We start from the raw sequence: 17,074 nt of genomic DNA, 5'->3' as shown, positions 1-17,074 counted from the left end.
AGGGCCGCACAGTCCCTAGTCTGAAGGAGTGATCTTCAAAGCTGTTGGCGACAAACGCCCCTATCCGGACCATGGCCACATCACGCCCAAGGACTGGGCCAGCGTTCCGCCGCGCCAGGTCAGGCTGGCCGAGCTTGTCACCACCAAGGCACAACTGGACCTTGAAGCCCTTCTGGCCGAAGACTCAACGTTCTTCGGTGACCTGTTCCCGCACGTGGTGCAATGGCGCGACACCTTGTATCTGGAGGATGGCCTGCACAGGGCTGTCCGCACGGCCTTGCACCAGCGGACTATTCTGCACGCCCGAGTGTTGGTGATAGATGACTAGGCCCCGCGCGGAGCCGCCTTCCGGGGAATCCGCTGACCGCATTCCACCCCCGCCCCGGTACTTTCCCGGCGAGGCCCTCCACGATGAAGTGTTGATGACGGCCAAGCAGCGGCGCAAGGCTGCCCGCGAAGAGAAGCGCCAGGCCAAGGATGCGGCCTACGATCTTCGCCAGAAACGAAAAAAAGAAAAAGACATCCATTCCTGGCACGGGCACCACATTGTGGATTCCAAGGGCTTGGCCGAGGCGTTCCCCGAGCCGGAAACGCCGGAAATTCCCAGCAGCACGGTACGCCGCCGCATCACCCACGGCGTCATTTTGGTGCTTCTGCTGGCCATGGTGGCCACGGGCCTAGTCTTGGCGGGGATGGTACAGCGCGGTGAACTCGAGCTGAAATTCAGTGCAGGCAAACCCACTCCCACACCCGCAGCCTGTCCGGGTGAGACGTTGGACTACCCGGCCAACAAGACTGTCAGGGTCAATGTCTACAACGGCGGCGCCGCCGAGGGCCGGGCCGGCCAGGTGGCGCAGGAACTGATGCAACGAAGCTTCGCAGTGGGTGAAGTAGCCAATAAAGCCTCCGAATATTCAGCTCCCGTAGTGATAGTTTCAGGTGCCAAGGGCCATGCTGCCGCTTTCAATATGCAGCGAAATTTTTCCCTCGTGGCGGATGGTTCGGAGTATGTGCAGGACGGTAGGGAAGATGCCAGTGTGGACGTCATCCTAACCAGTCAGTTCCAGGACCTGGTGGCAGTGCCCAAGGTGGACCAAAAGCCGGGCGTGCTCTTTTGCCCGCGGCTCAGCCCGCCGCCGAGCGCTCCCGCAAGCCCTGGCACTCCCGCAAGCCCTGGCGCAACGGCGCTCAAGAAGCCCTGACGAGCCCTACTGCTCCACGATGACGGGGCGGCCATGTTCGTCAAAGGCGGCGCCCACTCCGGCCTGAATAAACTTCACGGCTGCGGCAATGCGGTCCTCGTCCGGGGTGTCCGAGTTGCGGCGGGAGGCGCTTGCCGTCAACGATCCGTGGATGAGCTGCACCAGGCCGTCCACGTCTGACGCAGGCAAATAGCCCTGCTCCATGCCGGTGCGCAAGATGTCTTCCAACAAAGCATTGAGCTCGCCCACATGAACGCCCAGCTTTGCGAACGACTCACTGGACAGCACCGATCGCATGGCCGGCCCAGGGGGCAGATGGCGCCGGGTGAGGTCCTCAAGCTGCGCGCGCACGTACACGGCCAGCCGGTCCACGGGGTTCCCCAAACCATCCAACTTGGCCCGCAACTCGGCAACAAACTTGCCGGTTTCATCCAGCGCGTAGGCCACCAGGAGCTGTTCCAGATCGGCAAAGTAATTGTAAACGGCTGTTCGTCCCACGCCAGCCGTGCGGGCAACATCGGTCATGGTGAGCCCGGGAAGGCCGTGTGTAAACAGAAGGTCGCCAAAGGCGTCGAGGATTTTGCGCTGCGTCTGCTCGCGCTGCGCCGCGTTCGTGGGGGCGGCTATTCGTGGCATAGAGACATTTTAGCGGCAATTCGTCAGTAAAAGTATTTGGCGGTGTTTCTAGCGTTGGATGGCCGCGCGTCGAATCCCCAAAACACGTACGACGGCGGCACTGACCCCACGCTCAAAGGGCAGTTCCGCCGTGGTCATGACGGAGGCCGCAAGGGCCTTGTCGATGCATTTGGCCACGAGCCGTTCGGGGATGTGCAGGGAACGGCCAAAGCGGAGCCAGTCGTTGCGGTTCAGGCCTGTCCGGCTGCCGGCGCTGCCACCCACGGGCAGGGCCATGCCGGGGTCCCGGGAGGGGTCGCCGTCGGTCAGATCGGTCAAGATTCCCCCGGGAACACCGGCCGCGAAGCCCTGCTCAATCTCGGCAGCCAGCGTGCATTGGAGGTCGTAGGCGGGGGCCACCAGCCATTCGCCATTGTGTTGCTGCACCACGGAAATGTTCTTGGCGTGCAGATTCCCGTTGCCCGTCAGCCAGGCAAAGAGGAACTGCAGGAAAATGTTGCGGGCGGCCAGGGACTGGGCCGAACACATGTTCACGGCGGCCGCTGCCACGGCCTCGGAGGGCACCGAGTGCTTGCGGCCCGGCAATAGCCCCATCAGCTGGGCGCAATCCTCAACCGCCAACGGCCCGCCGGGGGACCGGTCAAAACGGGAGACCAGCAGCGCTGCCTGACCGGCGCCGTCGTACACCAAACGGGCGTCCGCCACGGGGATGGCGAGCCGTCTGGCCTTTTGCAGGAGCATGAATTCCGTTTCAACCTGACGGGCGTGGCTGCCGTCGTTGAACTTGAGAATGTAGGCGCGGCTGGGGTCCTTGTCATGCAGATACGAGGCCGTGACCTTGTCCTGCATGCCGGGCAGCGCCGAATGGTCAACGGGGCCGGGGACGGAGGCAAAATCACCAAAGTTCATGGTGGCCATGTTCTTGGTGACAGTCAGCAGGGCGGGGACTTTTTGGGGTTCGTGCCCTGTCGGCAGGATCTGGACGTCGCCCACGGGGTTCTCACCCGCAGCAACCAGGAGGGAGAACTCGTCATTGATGGTGGTTTTCACCGCCCAGCGCAGCTTGGACAGGCGTTCGCCCTCCGGGAGCAGGCCCGCAAAGAACGCCGGAACGCTGCCGTGGCCCAGCGTCACCGGGACGTCAAGGGCCGGCAGGGTGGAGGCAATCGCCGGGCCGCCAGTGCTGAGATAGGTGGGCAGATAGGAAAAGACCACGCCAACGCTTGGGTGCCGGCTCAGGGTGGCCGCGGCCCTACCCTTCTTGAAAATCACTGCCTGGGTGACTGTTTTGGCATGTTCAAGGTTCTTCACGGGAGTGTCCGCAACACGTCAGTGGATTCTCATGGCATTGTCACCGTCAGGCCCAGGCTCATGCCAAGCGCCGTGGCCACGGCGGCCAAGATGTCCAGGCGCACAGTTTCGCGGCCGTTTTCCAGGTCGCTGAGCACGCGGGTGGAGACATCGGCCAGGTCGGCGGTTTCGCTCTGCGTCAGGTGCAAGGCTTTTCGTCGGGCGCGCAAGGTGGCGCCCAGTTCGGCAACGTCCATGAGTCAACACCTTTCCGCGCAGGAACCGTGGCTCCATACTAAGCCCTGGGTGCCGATTTTCTGCACGATCCTGCCGAAAAAGCGGGAGCATTACTGGCCCGCTACGTCACCTGCAGCCGGGCCAGGAACTCGGGGGCGTCCCAGAGCTTGTTATCCAGGATGTCAAACAAGGCCTCCACGGCGTTCCACACGTCCATGTACCCCACATACAGCGGCGTAATGCCGAACCGCAGGACCCCAGGTTCGCGGTAATCGCCAATGATTCCGCGCGCAATAAGGGCCGCCATCACGGGGTAGCCCTGCGGATGAACGTAGCTGACGTGGCTACCGCGCTGGGCATGGTCCAAAGGGGTGATGAGTTCCAGCTCGTGCTCACCGCGGCGGGCCTCAACGAGCGCGATGAACAGATCCGTCAGCGCCAACGACTTTTCCCGCACCTGCGCCATGGGCGCCGCCAAGCTGATGTCCAGCCCGCACTCCACCAGCGCCATGGACAGGATGGGCTGGGTGCCGCACAGGAACCGGCCAATGCCGGAGACCGGTTCGTAGGAATCCTCCATGGCAAAGGGCCGGGCATGGCCCCACCACCCTGACAAGGGCTGCCAAAACCGGTCCTGGTGGGCGGCATTGACCCAGATGAAGGCCGGCGAGCCGGGCCCGCCGTTAAGGTACTTGTAGGTGCAGCCCACAGCAAAGTCGGCACCCGCACCGCGCAGGTCAACGGGGACGGCCCCGGCGGAATGGGCCAGGTCCCACACGGCCAACGCTCCGGCGTCGTGAATGGCAGAGCTCGTGGCAGCCATGTCCCACATGGCCCCCGTTCGGTAGTTGACGTGCGACAACGCCACCACGGCAACATCCGCGCCCACGGCATCCTGCAAGGACAAGGAACTGTCAATCAGGCGCACCGAGTAGCCCTGGTCCAGGAAATCAACCATGCCCTGGGCCATGTAGATGTCCGTGGGGAAGTTGTCCCGCTCCGTAACAATGACCTTCCGCGCCGGATCGGCTGCCTTCTGGATGCGAACGGCAGCGGCCAGGGCCTTGAACAGGTTCAGTGAGGTGGTGTCCGTGACAACCACCTCGCCCTCGCCGGCACCGAGCAGACCCGCCAACTTATTGCCCAGACGGCCCGGCAGCTCAAACCAGCCAGCGGTGTTCCAACTGCGGATCAGCCCCGTGCCCCACTCATCCTCCATGACGCGCGTGGCCACCTGGGTGGACGTTGCAGGCCTGGCGCCGAGGGAGTTGCCGTCCAAGTAGTTCACGCCCTGGGGCAGGATGAACTGGTCCCGGAACCGGCGCAGGGGATCGCCCTGGTCTGCGGCCAAACAAGCGGTCTTGGTGATGGGCTGCGTTAAATCCATGGGGCATCCTTGCCGTGGGGTGGGGTGTGCGGGCCAATCCCCAATCTATGGCCGCAGTTGTGCCCGGTCAAGGACTGCCGGGCGCATGGCGCCGCGGAAGGTGGCTAGGGTTAACCGGTGAGCAATTTTGTTGTGAAGAAACCATGGGCCGGCCGCATCGGGGCGCTCCTGGGCATCATGGTCATGGCCCTGAGCCTGCGCACGGCCGTGTCCGTGGTGCCCCCGCTGCTGGGCGAATTGCGCGGTGAGCTGGGCTTCGATGCCAACACCATCGGCCTGCTGGCCATGCTGCCGCCACTGATTTTTGCCCTCTTTGGGCTGCTGACGCCTGTGCTGATCCGCCGCTTCAGCCTGGAGAAGGCGCTGGTGGCCGCCGTGGCCCTTGCCGTGCTGGGCCAGCTGGCCCGCGCCACCACGGAACAGGTGTGGCCGTTCCTGGGCCTCACGGCTGTGATCATGGCCGGCTACGGAATTGGCAATGTGGTGCTGCCGCCGCTGGTCAAAAAGTACTTCCCCGACAGGGTGGGGCTGGTGACAGCCGGCTACGTGACACTGCTGGCCGTGGGCACCGCCATCAGCCCGCAGCTGGCCGTGCCGGTGGCCGGGCTGAGCACCTGGCGGGTGTCCATTGGGATGTGGGCCTCGGTGAGTTTCCTGGTGCTCCTGCCTTGGATTCTGCAATTCCGCCGTGACCGCAAGGAAAGGGGCGACGCCGTTTCCCCAGCCGGGAAGGCAGCCCACCTCAGTGCCACCCAGGGCGGTGCCGGGCCTGTGCCGAAGCTGCGGCCGTGGCGTTCGCCCGTGGCCTGGGGGCTGGCCATATTTCTGGCCGGAAACTCCGCCCAAACCTATGTGTACTTCACCTGGCTGCCGCCCTACCTTGCAGGCCAGGGGCTCGACGCCGCAACGGCGGGCTCGGCGCTGGCCTACTTTGCCATTCTGGGCCTGCCCGTGAGCTTGCTGGTGCCGCTGTGGGTGCCGCGCATGAAGAACCCCATCGTGGCGATCAGCCTCTTCGCGATGTGTTCGGCCACCGGCCACCTGGGCTTGTATCTCTCGCCCCTGGATGGAACCTGGCTGTGGGTGACGTTTGCCGGCTTGGGCCAGGGCACCTTCGCCACGGCCCTGCTGATGGTGAATCTGCGCTCGCGGACTACGCACGGATCCGCCGTGTTGTCCGGCTTCAGCCAGGGGCTTGGCTACGCAGGCGCTGGCATTGCGCCCCTGCTGTTCGGAACCATGCACGAATCCACAGGCTCGTGGACCGCATCCTTCGCCATGCTGGGCATCTGCCTGCTGGTGATGATGACCGGCGCCGTCATGATCAACGCCAAACGCTACATTGAAGACTCCGCAGAGGGGCCGACTGAGCCGCCAGCCACCGAGCATGCTGTGGCCCTCAAGGACTAGCCACCCGCAAAGCAAAACGCTATCGCATCAGTGGTCAGTTTTTTCCGGACCCTCTCGCAGCAATGGCAAGTTTTTGCCGAACGCTCTCGCAGTTGTGTGCGATAGCGTCCACCAAAATCCAGCCATTGCTGCGAGAGCGTCTGTCGTGCCTGAAAAGGTCTTAGAAGCTGGAGGAGCTGCCTGAACCGGAGAAACTTCCGCCACTTGAGCCGTAGCCGCTGCTGCTGCCACCGCTGGAACTGGCGCTGGAGCGGGCCGAGTCAACAGTGCTTCTGCCGCTGCTGTAGCCGATGGCGAAGGCGTGCACCGGGTAGAAGGTGTACCACTGGTACACGGACCCCAAGATGGTGGATTCGCGGCCACGAATCTCGGTCCGGCGACTGCTTTCCATGGCCCGCTCCATGTCCATAGTCTCGGACTTATTTTTGGCGTACTTGCCGATCATGGCCTCCGAATGCCGCTGCAACACGGATGTCAGTTCCGCACCCATGGCCCGCAGCTGGTCCAGAGCCGCATCCGGGGTGATCAGCCCGGACCGGAAATCGGCGGCCAATTGTTGCAGCCCCTGGGTTCTCTGGGTGTGCAGTGAGGCGAGGGCTGCGGTGGTGGGCAGGCCTTGGGCCTCTGCCTGGGCGATCAGTGCTGGCAGCTGTTCCAAGTCATGGCGCATGGGGTGGGCCTGCCTGTCCCACGCGCCTTCCCAGCCGGCAAACTTGTTGAGCAAAGTATTAGTGTCCGCGATGACGTCGTCCAGACTGTCCAATTCCTCCGCCAGATCGGCGTACTGAGCCACGGTCTTGACGGTGGAACCCTTGGCTAGATCTTTCTTGGTAAAGGCGTGGCACGTCTGGTTCAAATCGCTGGCCTCATGGTACCGGGTATTGAAATTGCGGTACTTCTCCAGCACTAGGGCGCCGTAGCTTGATGCTTCGGGGATGGTGTTGGCATTGAGTTCGGTGACGGGCAAATCAAGGCTGACGCTGGAGAATCCGGCGTCGCCGCGCTTGAGATGCTCAGCGGCCTTCTTCCTGTTCTTGGCCCGGACGACGGCGCGCGTCCCCAGTCCCAGCGCGGCCAGGCCGCCCACGATGCTTGTGGTGATGATGAAGCCCGCCGAGAGATACCAGGGCTGGTTGATCAGCTTGGCGGCCTTCTTGACTCCGGCGATGGTGCCGTCCGTCCATTGGGCTTCACGGAACAGATCCTTGGTGGCTTCCTGGATCGCTTCCTGCTTGCCCAGGGACACCTTGCGGTCTTCACCCATGTAGGTGCCCACCTTGCGGGCTGGCGGATCAAAGGCCAGGATGAACAGGCCGTCGGCCCATTTTTGCCCGTCCGCGCTGATCCACTCGGGGTGGTTGGCGCGGGCGTAGCGCAGAACCTCTTCGTTGAAGTTCTCGCTTTTGTTGCCACTACGGGTGTAGATGACCACCTTGGTGGGGGAGTGGAAGCTGATCTCCTCCAGCGCAGGCAGCAGCTGAGGCTGATAGAGCACTCCTGCGGTGTCCTCAACAACGATGTCAGTTGGTGGCGCGGCCATGGCTGCCGGGGCGATCCCAAGGATCGCCATGAGTGTCAGTGCCAGAATCCCCAGAATCTTCTTCATGGCTACAGCCCACCATTTTGTTGCGGCTTTGTGCAAGCTTGCGGTGCGGCTGGGAGAGGTTCCGGCCGATGGTGGCTAGTCAAACGGTGGCGGCCCCACAATCACGATGCCGCCGTTGATCCTCCCGGAGTCCTGAATGCGGTCGAAATTCACCACCCCGGTTCCCGTTTCACCCAGCGGCACGCTGGCTCCCATGTAAAAAGACTGCGCGTTGCCGGGTGTTTGGATGCAGAGCAAGCTGGTGTCCTCACTCAACACTTTGAAGGCATGTGGTTGGCCGCGCAGCGCCATGACCAAGCCGCCCGCTCCCACCTCTTCTTCAATGCCGCCCAGGTTCATGAGGATGGAACCGGAGAGAATGTAGAGGGCTTCATCCGTGTCGGGATGGATGTGCATGGGGGTGACCTTGCCGGATTCCATGTCATCCCGGTAGATCAGGGATGCGCCGCCGGTCTCCTCGGCCTTGGCCAACCAGGTGTGGACGCCGCCCCCGAAGAACCACCGCCGCTCGCCTTCCCCTGCTTGGCGGGTGAATGATTTGGCCTGCTTCGTCGTGTCCATGGGACTCGCCTCTTTATTGGGCTGATGACTTTATGGGACTGATGTCTCATAACAAGACTGCGGTATCATAAGCTCTATGTCAACCCCTTATCTGGAACGTGGCCGCAGCGGCCAGAAGCGCCGCACCCTCAACGCATTGGTCGACGCGGCCAGGGAGATGATTGCAGCGGGCAAGACGCCCACTGTGGACGAGGCCGCGCTCGCATCCGGGGTGGCCAGAAGCACGGCGTACCGCTACTTCCCGGGACAGCGCGAGCTGCTGGCGGCTGCCCACCCGGAAACCGGACTGCGTTCCATACTGCCGGAAAACTCGGGCGACGATCCCGCGGAACGGCTTGCCGCCGTCGTACACAGGTTCACGGCAATGATCGTTGAGACGGAGAATCAGCAGCGGACAATGCTCCGGTTGTCGCTGGAACCTGCGACGCCGGTCCACAGCCTTCCACTGCGCCAGGGCCGGGCCATTCCGTGGATCACGGAGGCTTTGGAACCTTTGCGCGGCACAATGTCAGAGGCGGAAATTCACCGCCTGGTGCTGGCCATCCGCAGTGCCACCGGCATTGAATCCCTGGTGTGGCTGACGGACGTTGGCGGGCTGTCCCGTGAGCAAGCCGTCGAGTCCATGCGTTGGAGCGCACAAGCCCTTCTTCGCCAAGCGCTTGAAGTCGGCGCGCCACGTCTATGATGCGTTGCCAACCCGCCGGACGGTTCGCCTCCCATTAACCCGGCGTTCAACCATTCCCCTCCAACACGTCGTCCGGCACTGCCACTGTGTGTGTATTGCACCCACGTCTGGAAGGTTCGCCATGAACGATCTGAAGAAACTCTTGCCCATGCTCGGCCACACCCGCGGCAAGCGCAGCGCCGTTACCTGCATGCTCAAGTGCGACAGCGCCTGCTCCAAGGCCGTTTGCAACACCTCCACCAACAGTTACTTCCGCGACATCGTCTCCACGGAGTTCTCACGCCGCTCGGCAATGGGCATTGGCCTGGCCGGTGTGCTGAGCGCCGCAGTCATGGTCGGCAGCAATGACGGCAAAGGCGGCCAGTACGACGGCGGCGACAAGGGTCAGGGTGGCAAGCTTGCCTTCACGCCGATCAAGCCCGTGGACGCGGCCGTGGACAGCTTCAATGTCCCCGCCGGATACCGCTGGCAGCCCATCATCCGCTGGGGTGACCCGCTGTTCAAGAACTCACCCGACTTCGACTTCGCGAAGCAAACGCCCGAGGCACAGGCCGGCCAGTTCGGCTACAACAACGACTACACGGAGATCCTGCGCCAGCCCAACGGCAAGAAGGGCTTGCTGGTCTGCAACCACGAGTATGTCAACCCGCAGATCATGTTCCCCGCAGCCCCTGCCAACGATGCTGAGCAGGCCCAGCGCCGCAACATCTTCCGCAACGCCGTGGGCATGAGCGTCGTGGAGCTGGAACGTGAGAAGAAGGGCCAGCCGTGGAGCTATGTCCGGGGCGGCAAGCTGAACCGCCGCATCACCATGGACACAAAGTTTGAATTGACAGGTCCTCTGGCTGGCTCCGACTTCGTCAAGACAGCAGCGGACAAAGATGGCCGCTTCGTGTTGGGCACCCTGGGTAACTGTTCCGGCGGCACCACCCCCTGGGGCACCATTCTCTCCGGCGAGGAAAACTTCAACGGCTTCTTCCGAAGCAATGGAACCAGTGCCGAGGACCGCCGCTATGGTCTGGGCAACGCCGTCACGGGTATGGCGTGGGAGCTTGAGGACCCGCGCTTTGACGCCCGTGGCGAGGACTACCGCAACGAGCCCAACCGCTTCGGCTACATTGTGGAGGTTGACCCCGAAAACCCCAACTCCATCCCGAAAAAGCACACCAGCCTGGGCCGGTTCAAGCATGAGGGCGCCAACGTCATCATCGCGGACAACGGCAAGGTGGTTGCGTACTCGGGCGATGACGAGCGCTTTGACTACCTGTACAAATTCGTCTCCAAGAACAAGTACAAGAAGAATGACAAGGCGCACAACATGACGCTGCTCAGCGAGGGCGATCTCTACGTTGCGCAGTTCGCGGGCAATTCGGCGGCTGAGATCGACGGCTCCGGCACGGTTCCCACCGACGGGGCGTTCGACGGCTCCGGAAAGTGGCTGCCTCTGGTGGTCAACGGCAAGAGCGCCATTTCCGGCATGAGTGTCCAGGAGGTTCTGGTCTACACACGCCTGGCAGCAGACAAGGCCGGCGCCACCAAGATGGACCGTTGCGAGGATGTGCAGCCCAACCTGAAGACGGGCAAGGTGTACGTGGCCTGCACCAACAACACCAAGCGAGGCGTGGGCAGCGGGGCGGTTGCCGACGAGACGAACCCCCGCGCGGAGAACCGTGACGGTCACGTTGTGGAGATCACCGAGCGCCGCAACGACGCCACGGCCACCACCTTCGGCTGGAACTTGCTGATGCTGTGTGGGGACCCGGCCAAGAATACGGAAACCTACTTCAGTGGCTTCCCGGCGTCGCAGGTCAGCCCCATCTCCTGCCCGGACAACCTGGCGTTCGACACCCAGGGCAACCTGTGGATCTCAACGGATGGGGCACCGTCCACCATTGGCTATAACGACGGCCTGTTCAAGGTGGGTCTGGAGGGCCGCAACCGCGGCAATGTCCAGCAGTTTGCATCCATGCCGCGCGATGCCGAGACCTGTGGTCCCATCATTCACGACGATGAATCCATGGTTTACGTGGCCGTGCAGCACCCGGGCGAGGACGGGAAACATGGGGCGCAAAACTCATTCTTCCCCGACTACGTTGCCGAAGGCGCCAAGCCCAAGCGGGGCCAGGTGCGCGCGGCCCGCCCGTCGGTAGTGCAGATCTTCCCGAAGAACGCCGGCAAGTGAACTAAAAACTAGCCCGCAGAAAACGGCGAAAAATGGTCGATTCCGACCATTTTGCGCCGTTTTCTGCGGGCTACTTCTAAGGCTACTTTTTGGTTTCGTCGTTCGGGTGCTCTTCGCGGAGCTTGGCCTCGCGGGCATCCAGCTCGGCCTTGAGCTTGCGCAGCTTCTCGGCTTCCAGCTTCTGCGCCCGGTTCACGGCCAGGTTGCGCAGGAACTCGGGATCGTCGTCGGGAGCGGTGGAACGGCCCGTATTGCCGGCCGAGTAGGGGCCACGACTACCGGCGGACCGGCCACCCGCGCGCTGTACGGCACCGGAAGCGTAGCGGGGGCGGCCCAACCAGAACCACAGGCCCACGCCAATGACGTTCAGAAGCACGATGACAACTATCCAGGCAGTCTTGGGAATGCTCCGCACATGGGCGGATTCACTACGGATGCAGTCAATGAGCCCGTAGATAAAAAGGACAACACCGAAGATGACTGGGAGATAACGCATATTTCATTCTAGCGTTGAGAACCAGCCCGCGGCACAAGGGAAAGCGCTGAGGAACAGCTCCGGGGCGGCACTCAGAATCAACGGCTAAACTTGGCCGGTGGCTTTCTTCAAATACACCTTGATCCGTGCAGTCCTGTTCCTGGCATTCTTCTTGATCGCCTACCTGGGGCTGCATCTGAGCGACCTGACATCGGCCCTTGTTGCCGCCCTCTGCGCTTTTATTGTCAGCTTCTTCTTCCTGCGCAAGCAGCGCGACGGCGCCACCTCGGTCATCGCCGACAGGTTTGCCCCCAACGCCACCACCACCCAGTCCTCCGGCGCCATGGCAGATGCCGACGCCGAGGACGCGCTGGTTGATGAGAACCCGGACATCTGGGTTGACGCCGACCGCAAGCCCGGCCGCGAACCCGAACAGGCCTAAAACGCTAGAACGCTAGAACGCTAGAGTGCGCTGAGCACCATGGCCGCGGCGAAAAGCACGCTGAAGCCAAGGTTGATGAGCCCCGTCTGCTGCAGCACCGGGATCAGGCTCTTGCGCTTCTTGCCCTTGAGCATGAGCCAGCTGGGCATCAGCATGAACGGGATCAGTAGCAGCACCATCAGGATCCACGGCTTGGCCGGGGCCAGGAACAGCATCAGCACCACGGACAGCGCCAGCATCACCACGTAGCTGAGCCTGGCATTCCTGTCGCCCAACCGCACCGCCAGGGTGCGCTTGCCAACCTCCGTGTCCGTGGGAATGTCCCGGACATTGTTGGCCATCAGAAGTGCGACGGCGATCAGTCCCGTTGAGATGGAACCTAACACTGCCGCCGTGCTCACCGCCCCGGCCTGGGTGAAGGTGGTTCCCAATGTGGCCACGGGGCCGAAGAAGACAAACACGAAGACGTCGCCCAAACCCATGTAGCCATAGGGATTCTTGCCACCCGTATAGCCCCACGCGGCCAGAATCGCGCCGGCGCCCACCAGCAGCAGCCACCAGGCCTGGGACATGATCACCAATGCCAGCCCGGCCAGCATGGCCAGGCCAAGAGCCCCGAAGGCTGCCATTTTGACGTGCTGCGGCTTCGCCACCCCGCTGCCCACTAGGCGCAACGGGCCAACCCGGACCTCGTCAGTGCCGCGAATGCCGTCGGAGTAGTCGTTGGCGTAGTTCACGCCAATTTGCAACAACAACGCCACCAAGGCGGCCAGCACGGCCCGCCCCCAGTGCAACGCACCCATGTCGAAGGCTGCGGCCGTACCGATGATGACCGGTGCCACTGCCATGGGAAGAGTCCGCAATCGAGCCCCAGCTATCCATTGCCCCACAGTGGCCACGGTGTTACTCCTTAGATGCATCAAGAAAAGTTAAAAAGGTACTAGGCGGACCCGAAACTTGGGCCTTCCTAGCTAATTCTGCCGCCTGGGCGGCAATTATGTGCGGGCAGTTGTCCCGTTTTCCGCGTTGGGCGCCAGTGAAGCGTCCGTCAATGCCGCCAGAATCGCTGTCCTGTCGGGCTTTCCCGTGGCCAGCAGCGGCAGTTCGGAGACAAACACCACAGTCTTGGGGACCAGATGGGGTTCCATGACTCCCGCAGCACCCGCCAAAAGTTCAGCCAACGAGCATGAGCCAACCACCATGGCCGCCACCGCCTGGCCCCACTCCGCCGAAGGAACAGGGGCTACGAACGCCTCGCGAACACCTTGCACCTTGTGCAGCCCGTCAGTGACCGTGCCGGCAGAAACCTTCAGGCCGCCGGTGATGATCACATCATCCACGCGACCCAGCACACGCAACCGTCCCTCGCTGTCCAATTCGCCCAAGTCCCCGGTGGAATACCAACGCACCAGTTCGCCGTCGTGCTCTTCCTCGAAGAAGGACGCGCTGGTCAGAGCGGCGTTGTCCAGGTAGCCGGAGGCCACAACCGGTCCGCCGAGCACCACCAAGCCGGAGCGGATGGTGAGTTGCACGCCGTCGAGCGGGACGCCGTCGTACACGCAACCGCCGCACGTCTCGCTCATGCCATAAGTGGTGACAACGTTCAGCCCGGCACCGCGCGCGGCCTCAAGCAGCACGGGGTTGATGGGGCCGCCGCCCAACAGGATGGCGTTGAAACGGCGCAGCACGGTAAGCGTTTCGGCGCTCGGGTTGGTGAGCAGACGGCTGAGCTGGGTGGGGACCAGCGAGGTGAAACGCATCTTGTCCGTGAGTTCCAGCGCCGCCTCGGTGAACGCCTCGGGGGTGAAACCGCCGCTCAAATCCATGGCCCAGGGGCGCGTTCCGGCGAACAGGCTGCGCACCACAACCTGCAGGCCCGCCACATAGTTCAGCGGCAGCGCCAACAGCCATTGACCCTCGCCGCGCAGCGCCAGCGCCGTACCCACGGACGACGCCGCCAGCGCATCAACGCTCAGCAGCGTGCGCTTGGGCGTGCCGGTACTCCCGGAGGTAAGCACGACGGCGGCAATCTCCGTCTCGCTGCCGGCCGGCAATCCCAGCTCGCTTTGCGGGATGAGGGTGAAGCTGCCGTCGGGGGCGATCTGAACTGCGGGACTTTCGCCGGCGAGGGCTTCGGAGAGTGCCTTGAGCAGGGGTTCAATGTTCATGAGTACCTCTATATAGGGGGATTAGAAGTAGTACGGGAAGGAGGACCAGTCGGGGTCGCGCTTTTCCAGGAACGCTTCCTTGCCCTCCACCGCTTCATCCGTCATGTAGGCCAGGCGGGTGGCTTCGCCAGCAAAGACCTGTTGGCCTGCCAGGCCGTCGTCGGCCAGGTTGAAGGCAAACTTGAGCATGCGGATAGCCTGCGGGGACTGGCGGGCAATGTCCGCGGCGTATTCCAGCGCTGTCTTTTCCAGATCCTCGTGGGCCACGGCCTCGTTGACGGCGCCCATGCGGACCATGTCATCGGCGGAGTACTCGCGGGCCAGGAAGAAGATTTCGCGGGCTGATTTCTGGCCGATCTGGCGGGCCAGCAGGGCCGAGCCGTAGCCGGCGTCGAAGGATCCCACGGTGGCGTCGGTCTGCTTGAACTTGCCGTGTTCGCGGGAGGCGATGGTCAAATCGGAGACCACGTGGAGTGAGTGTCCGCCGCCGGCCGCCCATCCGTTGACCACGGCGATGACCACCTTGGGCATGGTGCGCATGAGGCGCTGGACCTCCAGGATGTGGAGGCGGCCGGCGCGGGCGGGGTCGATGGTTTCCTTGGTTTCGCCATCTGCATACTTGTAGCCGTCGCGGCCACGGATGCGCTGGTCGCCGCCGGAGCAGAAGGAATGGCCGCCGTCCTTGGGGGAGGGGCCGTTGCCCGTCAGCAGCACGGTGGCCACATCCGGGGTCATACGGGCGTGGTCCATGGCGCGGTACAGCTCATCCACCGTGCCCGGGCGGAAGGCGTTGCGGACCTCGGGGCGGTTGAAGGCGATGCGCACTGTGGGCAGGTCCCTGACTATTTCCCCTGCTGCATTTCGTTCCACCTGGCGGTGGTACGTCATGTCGGTGAAGTCGAAGCCCTCCACCACGCGCCAGCGGGTGGGGTCGAAGATGTCGGATACCTGGTCAGGAAGATTCTGCACGCTGCTCACCCTAACGATCTTAGCTGGCAGGTGGCGTGTTGCCCCGCTCACAGTGTTGCGTCAATGTGACGAAAACGGTCTTGGAACATTTTCGTTTTCACTTTCACCACACCCGGGGACCTGCCAGCTCGCAAGCCCACCTCTTTGATCGCTGAGCAATGCGGGGCGCCTTAAAAGTTCAAGAGCAATCATTGCGACGTCCTGCCTTGCCCTGTCCATTTGGATCAATTTCAGCGCAGAAACTTGGCCACACTTGCCCGCCGTTGGCCAATTGGTCAGTTGGCGGCGTGCCTTATAGCTTGGTATCTGTTGCCCAACGTCCATTGGGGGTGGCGAAACTGTCAAGACATGAGGGTTAGGTAATTTCTTTGAAACTTAGTACACCACCAGCGGGCCGAGCTTCCCGCCGCATAGGCGTCCTGACGGCGTCGAGCCTTGCCGGGGCGCTAACCCTGGGCGGATTTCTGGCCATGGTTCCCACGGCCAATGCGGAGGGCAGCTTTTCCTGCGCCGAATTGATGCCGGGGCTGGGCAACGGCGCCGTGGCCGGCTTTGACAACAACACCAACATTTTTGTGGGCGGCAACTTCGCCGTGAAGGAATCGGCGGCCGAGGCTGAAGGCCGGATTGTTGTCATGGGCAACGCCGATTTCAGCAAGACACAGCAGAGCCGCTACAACGTTGGCGAGGTGGGTGTTGGGTCGCAGACCGTTCCCACGCCCGGAGCTGAGATGCTGCTGGTGGGCGGCAATGTGAGCAGCAACGGCACCACCATCGACGTCGGATTCCGCACTGCCGAAGGTGGGGCCGTCCGCATCAAGGGCGCAAACAATGCCCCCACTGGAAAATTGGTGACCAACGGCGGTGCCCTGACCGTTCCCGATGCGGGAGCCGTTTCCGAGCACACCGGCGTGGCGGCGGCTTTGACGGCAAGCTCCGCGCAGTTCTCCGCGCTGGCGGACACTGGCACGGTTGTCACCAACGCGTGGTCTACGGTGTTGCAGGGCGACGGCGTGTCCTCGCCGCAGGTCTTCACTGTCAACGGAGGTGCGCTCGGCACCCAGGCCAGCAACGTTTCATTGCAGTTGAAGGGTATTCCCGCTGGTGCCCGAGCGGTGGTCAACGTGACCGGCGCCCCGGCAGCCGGACTGTTCTTCAACTCCCTGCTTGATGGCGCCGGCTCGCCCCTGAACACCAACGCCAACCCGCCAGCCGAATCCGCCTTTGGTGCCATTGCCGCCAATCTTGTGTGGAACTTCGAGACTGCCTCCAACGTGACTATCGGAGGGCAGGCTCAAGTGCCCGGCACCATTTTAGTCGCGACGCCCGGTGGCGTCACCGATATCTCCGCGCCCGGCACGAACGGCCGAATCTTAGTTGCCGGTGACCTGACGCACCGCGGCAACGGCAGCGAAATGCACGCCTACCCGTTGAGTGGGCATGAGCTGTTCGGTTGCAAGGTCCCCGGTGATCCGGTCCCTACGTCTGCTGCGCCGGTCACCACCTCCGCGGCTCCGGCCACGACTGCGCCGGCGACGACTATTCCGGCGACGACGGTTCCCGCCACGACGGTTCCCGCGACTACTGCTCCGGCGACGCCGGCAGTCAGCGTCACCGCGGCGACTCCCGCCGGCAATGGCCTGGCTGCCACTGGCGCAAACACCAACGGTGCCATGCTGTTTGGTGGCGCGGCCTTGATGCTGCTGGGCTTGGGCGTTTTCTCGGTGACTTCAGTGCGCCGCAGGCACTAGCGGCCCCAGGCAAACACAATGGCCGTTAGGCTGTGGGAAACCACGGCTCAGCGGCCATTGCCGTCTACGGAGT

General features: G+C 63.1%; 17 protein-coding genes. 7 read left to right on the top strand and 10 right to left on the bottom strand.

Annotation, left to right across the window (positions count from 1 at the left end; genetic code table 11):
- Positions 1–28: 28 nt before the first annotated feature.
- Positions 29–328, top strand: coding sequence for a type II toxin-antitoxin system VapB family antitoxin (locus ACX80Q_RS12805; protein ID WP_103465056.1), 300 nt, complete (start codon positions 29–31; stop codon positions 326–328).
- Positions 321–1,202, top strand: coding sequence for a LytR C-terminal domain-containing protein (locus ACX80Q_RS12800; protein WP_459330912.1), 882 nt, complete (start codon positions 321–323; stop codon positions 1,200–1,202). The genes ACX80Q_RS12805 and ACX80Q_RS12800 overlap by 8 nt, the downstream gene beginning before the upstream one ends.
- Before the next feature lie 6 nt (positions 1,203–1,208).
- Here the strand turns inward: ACX80Q_RS12800 and ACX80Q_RS12795 are convergent, their stop codons facing one another.
- From ACX80Q_RS12795 to kynU, 4 genes are all read right to left on the bottom strand, one after another.
- Positions 1,209–1,838 (bottom strand): TetR/AcrR family transcriptional regulator, encoded by a 630-nt coding sequence (locus ACX80Q_RS12795; RefSeq protein ID WP_459330911.1) that lies wholly within the window; start codon positions 1,836–1,838, stop codon positions 1,209–1,211.
- A 48-nt stretch (positions 1,839–1,886) separates the two neighbouring features.
- Positions 1,887–3,149 (bottom strand): type II toxin-antitoxin system HipA family toxin, encoded by a 1,263-nt coding sequence (locus tag ACX80Q_RS12790; RefSeq protein ID WP_459330910.1) that lies wholly within the window; start codon positions 3,147–3,149, stop codon positions 1,887–1,889.
- A gap of 29 nt (positions 3,150–3,178) precedes the next feature.
- Positions 3,179–3,385 carry a helix-turn-helix domain-containing protein gene (locus ACX80Q_RS12785; protein ID WP_459330909.1) on the bottom strand — a complete coding sequence of 69 codons (207 nt, stop codon included), beginning with the start codon at positions 3,383–3,385 and terminating at the stop codon, positions 3,179–3,181.
- 101 nt (positions 3,386–3,486) lie between these two features.
- A complete protein-coding gene (kynU, locus tag ACX80Q_RS12780) occupies positions 3,487–4,752 on the bottom strand; it encodes a kynureninase (RefSeq protein WP_459330908.1) in 1,266 nt (421 codons plus the stop codon).
- Positions 4,753–4,869: 117 nt separating this feature from the next.
- On the opposite strand from kynU, the gene ACX80Q_RS12775 reads away from it, so the two are divergent.
- Complete coding sequence (locus ACX80Q_RS12775) at positions 4,870–6,162, top strand: MFS transporter (RefSeq protein ID WP_459330907.1); 1,293 nt, start codon at positions 4,870–4,872, stop codon at positions 6,160–6,162.
- A gap of 160 nt (positions 6,163–6,322) precedes the next feature.
- Here the strand turns inward: ACX80Q_RS12775 and ACX80Q_RS12770 are convergent, their stop codons facing one another.
- Together ACX80Q_RS12770 and ACX80Q_RS12765 are read right to left on the bottom strand one after the other, a co-directional pair.
- The gene (locus ACX80Q_RS12770) at positions 6,323–7,768 is read right to left on the bottom strand and encodes a DUF5129 domain-containing protein (RefSeq protein ID WP_459330906.1); all 1,446 of its coding nucleotides are present in this window, start codon (positions 7,766–7,768) and stop codon (positions 6,323–6,325) included.
- A gap of 75 nt (positions 7,769–7,843) precedes the next feature.
- Positions 7,844–8,329, bottom strand: a complete 486-nt coding sequence (locus ACX80Q_RS12765) for a cupin domain-containing protein (RefSeq protein WP_459330905.1) — start codon at positions 8,327–8,329, stop codon at positions 7,844–7,846.
- A gap of 76 nt (positions 8,330–8,405) precedes the next feature.
- On the opposite strand from ACX80Q_RS12765, the gene ACX80Q_RS12760 reads away from it, so the two are divergent.
- Positions 8,406–9,014 carry a TetR/AcrR family transcriptional regulator gene (locus ACX80Q_RS12760; RefSeq protein WP_459330904.1) on the top strand — a complete coding sequence of 203 codons (609 nt, stop codon included), beginning with the start codon at positions 8,406–8,408 and terminating at the stop codon, positions 9,012–9,014.
- 121 nt (positions 9,015–9,135) lie between these two features.
- Positions 9,136–11,196 (top strand): PhoX family protein, encoded by a 2,061-nt coding sequence (locus tag ACX80Q_RS12755; protein WP_459330903.1) that lies wholly within the window; start codon positions 9,136–9,138, stop codon positions 11,194–11,196.
- An 82-nt stretch (positions 11,197–11,278) separates the two neighbouring features.
- Here ACX80Q_RS12755 and ACX80Q_RS12750 read toward each other — a convergent pair whose 3' ends face one another.
- Positions 11,279–11,692 carry a PLD nuclease N-terminal domain-containing protein gene (locus ACX80Q_RS12750; protein WP_459330902.1) on the bottom strand — a complete coding sequence of 138 codons (414 nt, stop codon included), beginning with the start codon at positions 11,690–11,692 and terminating at the stop codon, positions 11,279–11,281.
- 97 nt (positions 11,693–11,789) lie between these two features.
- On the opposite strand from ACX80Q_RS12750, the gene ACX80Q_RS12745 reads away from it, so the two are divergent.
- Positions 11,790–12,113 carry a DUF4229 domain-containing protein gene (locus ACX80Q_RS12745; protein ID WP_459330901.1) on the top strand — a complete coding sequence of 108 codons (324 nt, stop codon included), beginning with the start codon at positions 11,790–11,792 and terminating at the stop codon, positions 12,111–12,113.
- Between the two features lie 20 nt (positions 12,114–12,133).
- On the opposite strand, the gene ACX80Q_RS12740 is transcribed toward ACX80Q_RS12745, so the two are convergent.
- The 3 genes from ACX80Q_RS12740 to ACX80Q_RS12730 all read right to left on the bottom strand — a co-directional run bounded on the left by ACX80Q_RS12740 (position 12,134) and on the right by ACX80Q_RS12730 (position 15,259).
- Positions 12,134–13,012, bottom strand: coding sequence for a 1,4-dihydroxy-2-naphthoate polyprenyltransferase (locus ACX80Q_RS12740; RefSeq protein WP_459330900.1), 879 nt, complete (start codon positions 13,010–13,012; stop codon positions 12,134–12,136).
- A 96-nt stretch (positions 13,013–13,108) separates the two neighbouring features.
- Positions 13,109–14,281 (bottom strand): AMP-binding protein, encoded by a 1,173-nt coding sequence (locus ACX80Q_RS12735; RefSeq protein ID WP_459330899.1) that lies wholly within the window; start codon positions 14,279–14,281, stop codon positions 13,109–13,111.
- Between the two features lie 21 nt (positions 14,282–14,302).
- Positions 14,303–15,259, bottom strand: coding sequence for a 1,4-dihydroxy-2-naphthoyl-CoA synthase (locus ACX80Q_RS12730; protein ID WP_459330898.1), 957 nt, complete (start codon positions 15,257–15,259; stop codon positions 14,303–14,305).
- Between the two features lie 359 nt (positions 15,260–15,618).
- Here ACX80Q_RS12730 and ACX80Q_RS12725 point away from each other — a divergent pair, with 359 nt between their 5' ends.
- Positions 15,619–17,001 carry a choice-of-anchor A family protein gene (locus ACX80Q_RS12725; RefSeq protein ID WP_459330897.1) on the top strand — a complete coding sequence of 461 codons (1,383 nt, stop codon included), beginning with the start codon at positions 15,619–15,621 and terminating at the stop codon, positions 16,999–17,001.
- The last annotated feature ends 73 nt before the right edge of the window (positions 17,002–17,074 follow it).

Source organism: Arthrobacter sp. HLT1-20, assembly GCF_054510895.1.
This window is presented reverse-complemented; position numbering and strand designations above follow the sequence as displayed.

What these genes read in the sequence shown, in the direction of transcription:
- ACX80Q_RS12770 (WP_459330906.1), bottom strand. Translation starts at nt 7,768, where the DNA reads ATGAAGAAGATTCTGGGGATTCTGGCACTGACACTCATGGCGATCCTT.
- ACX80Q_RS12760 (WP_459330904.1), top strand. Translation starts at nt 8,406, where the DNA reads ATGTCAACCCCTTATCTGGAACGTGGCCGCAGCGGCCAGAAGCGCCGC.
- ACX80Q_RS12795 (WP_459330911.1), bottom strand. Translation starts at nt 1,838, where the DNA reads ATGCCACGAATAGCCGCCCCCACGAACGCGGCGCAGCGCGAGCAGACG.
- ACX80Q_RS12785 (WP_459330909.1), bottom strand. Translation starts at nt 3,385, where the DNA reads ATGGACGTTGCCGAACTGGGCGCCACCTTGCGCGCCCGACGAAAAGCC.
- kynU (WP_459330908.1), bottom strand. Translation starts at nt 4,752, where the DNA reads ATGGATTTAACGCAGCCCATCACCAAGACCGCTTGTTTGGCCGCAGAC.
- ACX80Q_RS12765 (WP_459330905.1), bottom strand. Translation starts at nt 8,329, where the DNA reads ATGGACACGACGAAGCAGGCCAAATCATTCACCCGCCAAGCAGGGGAA.
- ACX80Q_RS12750 (WP_459330902.1), bottom strand. Translation starts at nt 11,692, where the DNA reads ATGCGTTATCTCCCAGTCATCTTCGGTGTTGTCCTTTTTATCTACGGG.
- ACX80Q_RS12800 (WP_459330912.1), top strand. Translation starts at nt 321, where the DNA reads ATGACTAGGCCCCGCGCGGAGCCGCCTTCCGGGGAATCCGCTGACCGC.
- ACX80Q_RS12735 (WP_459330899.1), bottom strand. Translation starts at nt 14,281, where the DNA reads ATGAACATTGAACCCCTGCTCAAGGCACTCTCCGAAGCCCTCGCCGGC.
- ACX80Q_RS12755 (WP_459330903.1), top strand. Translation starts at nt 9,136, where the DNA reads ATGAACGATCTGAAGAAACTCTTGCCCATGCTCGGCCACACCCGCGGC.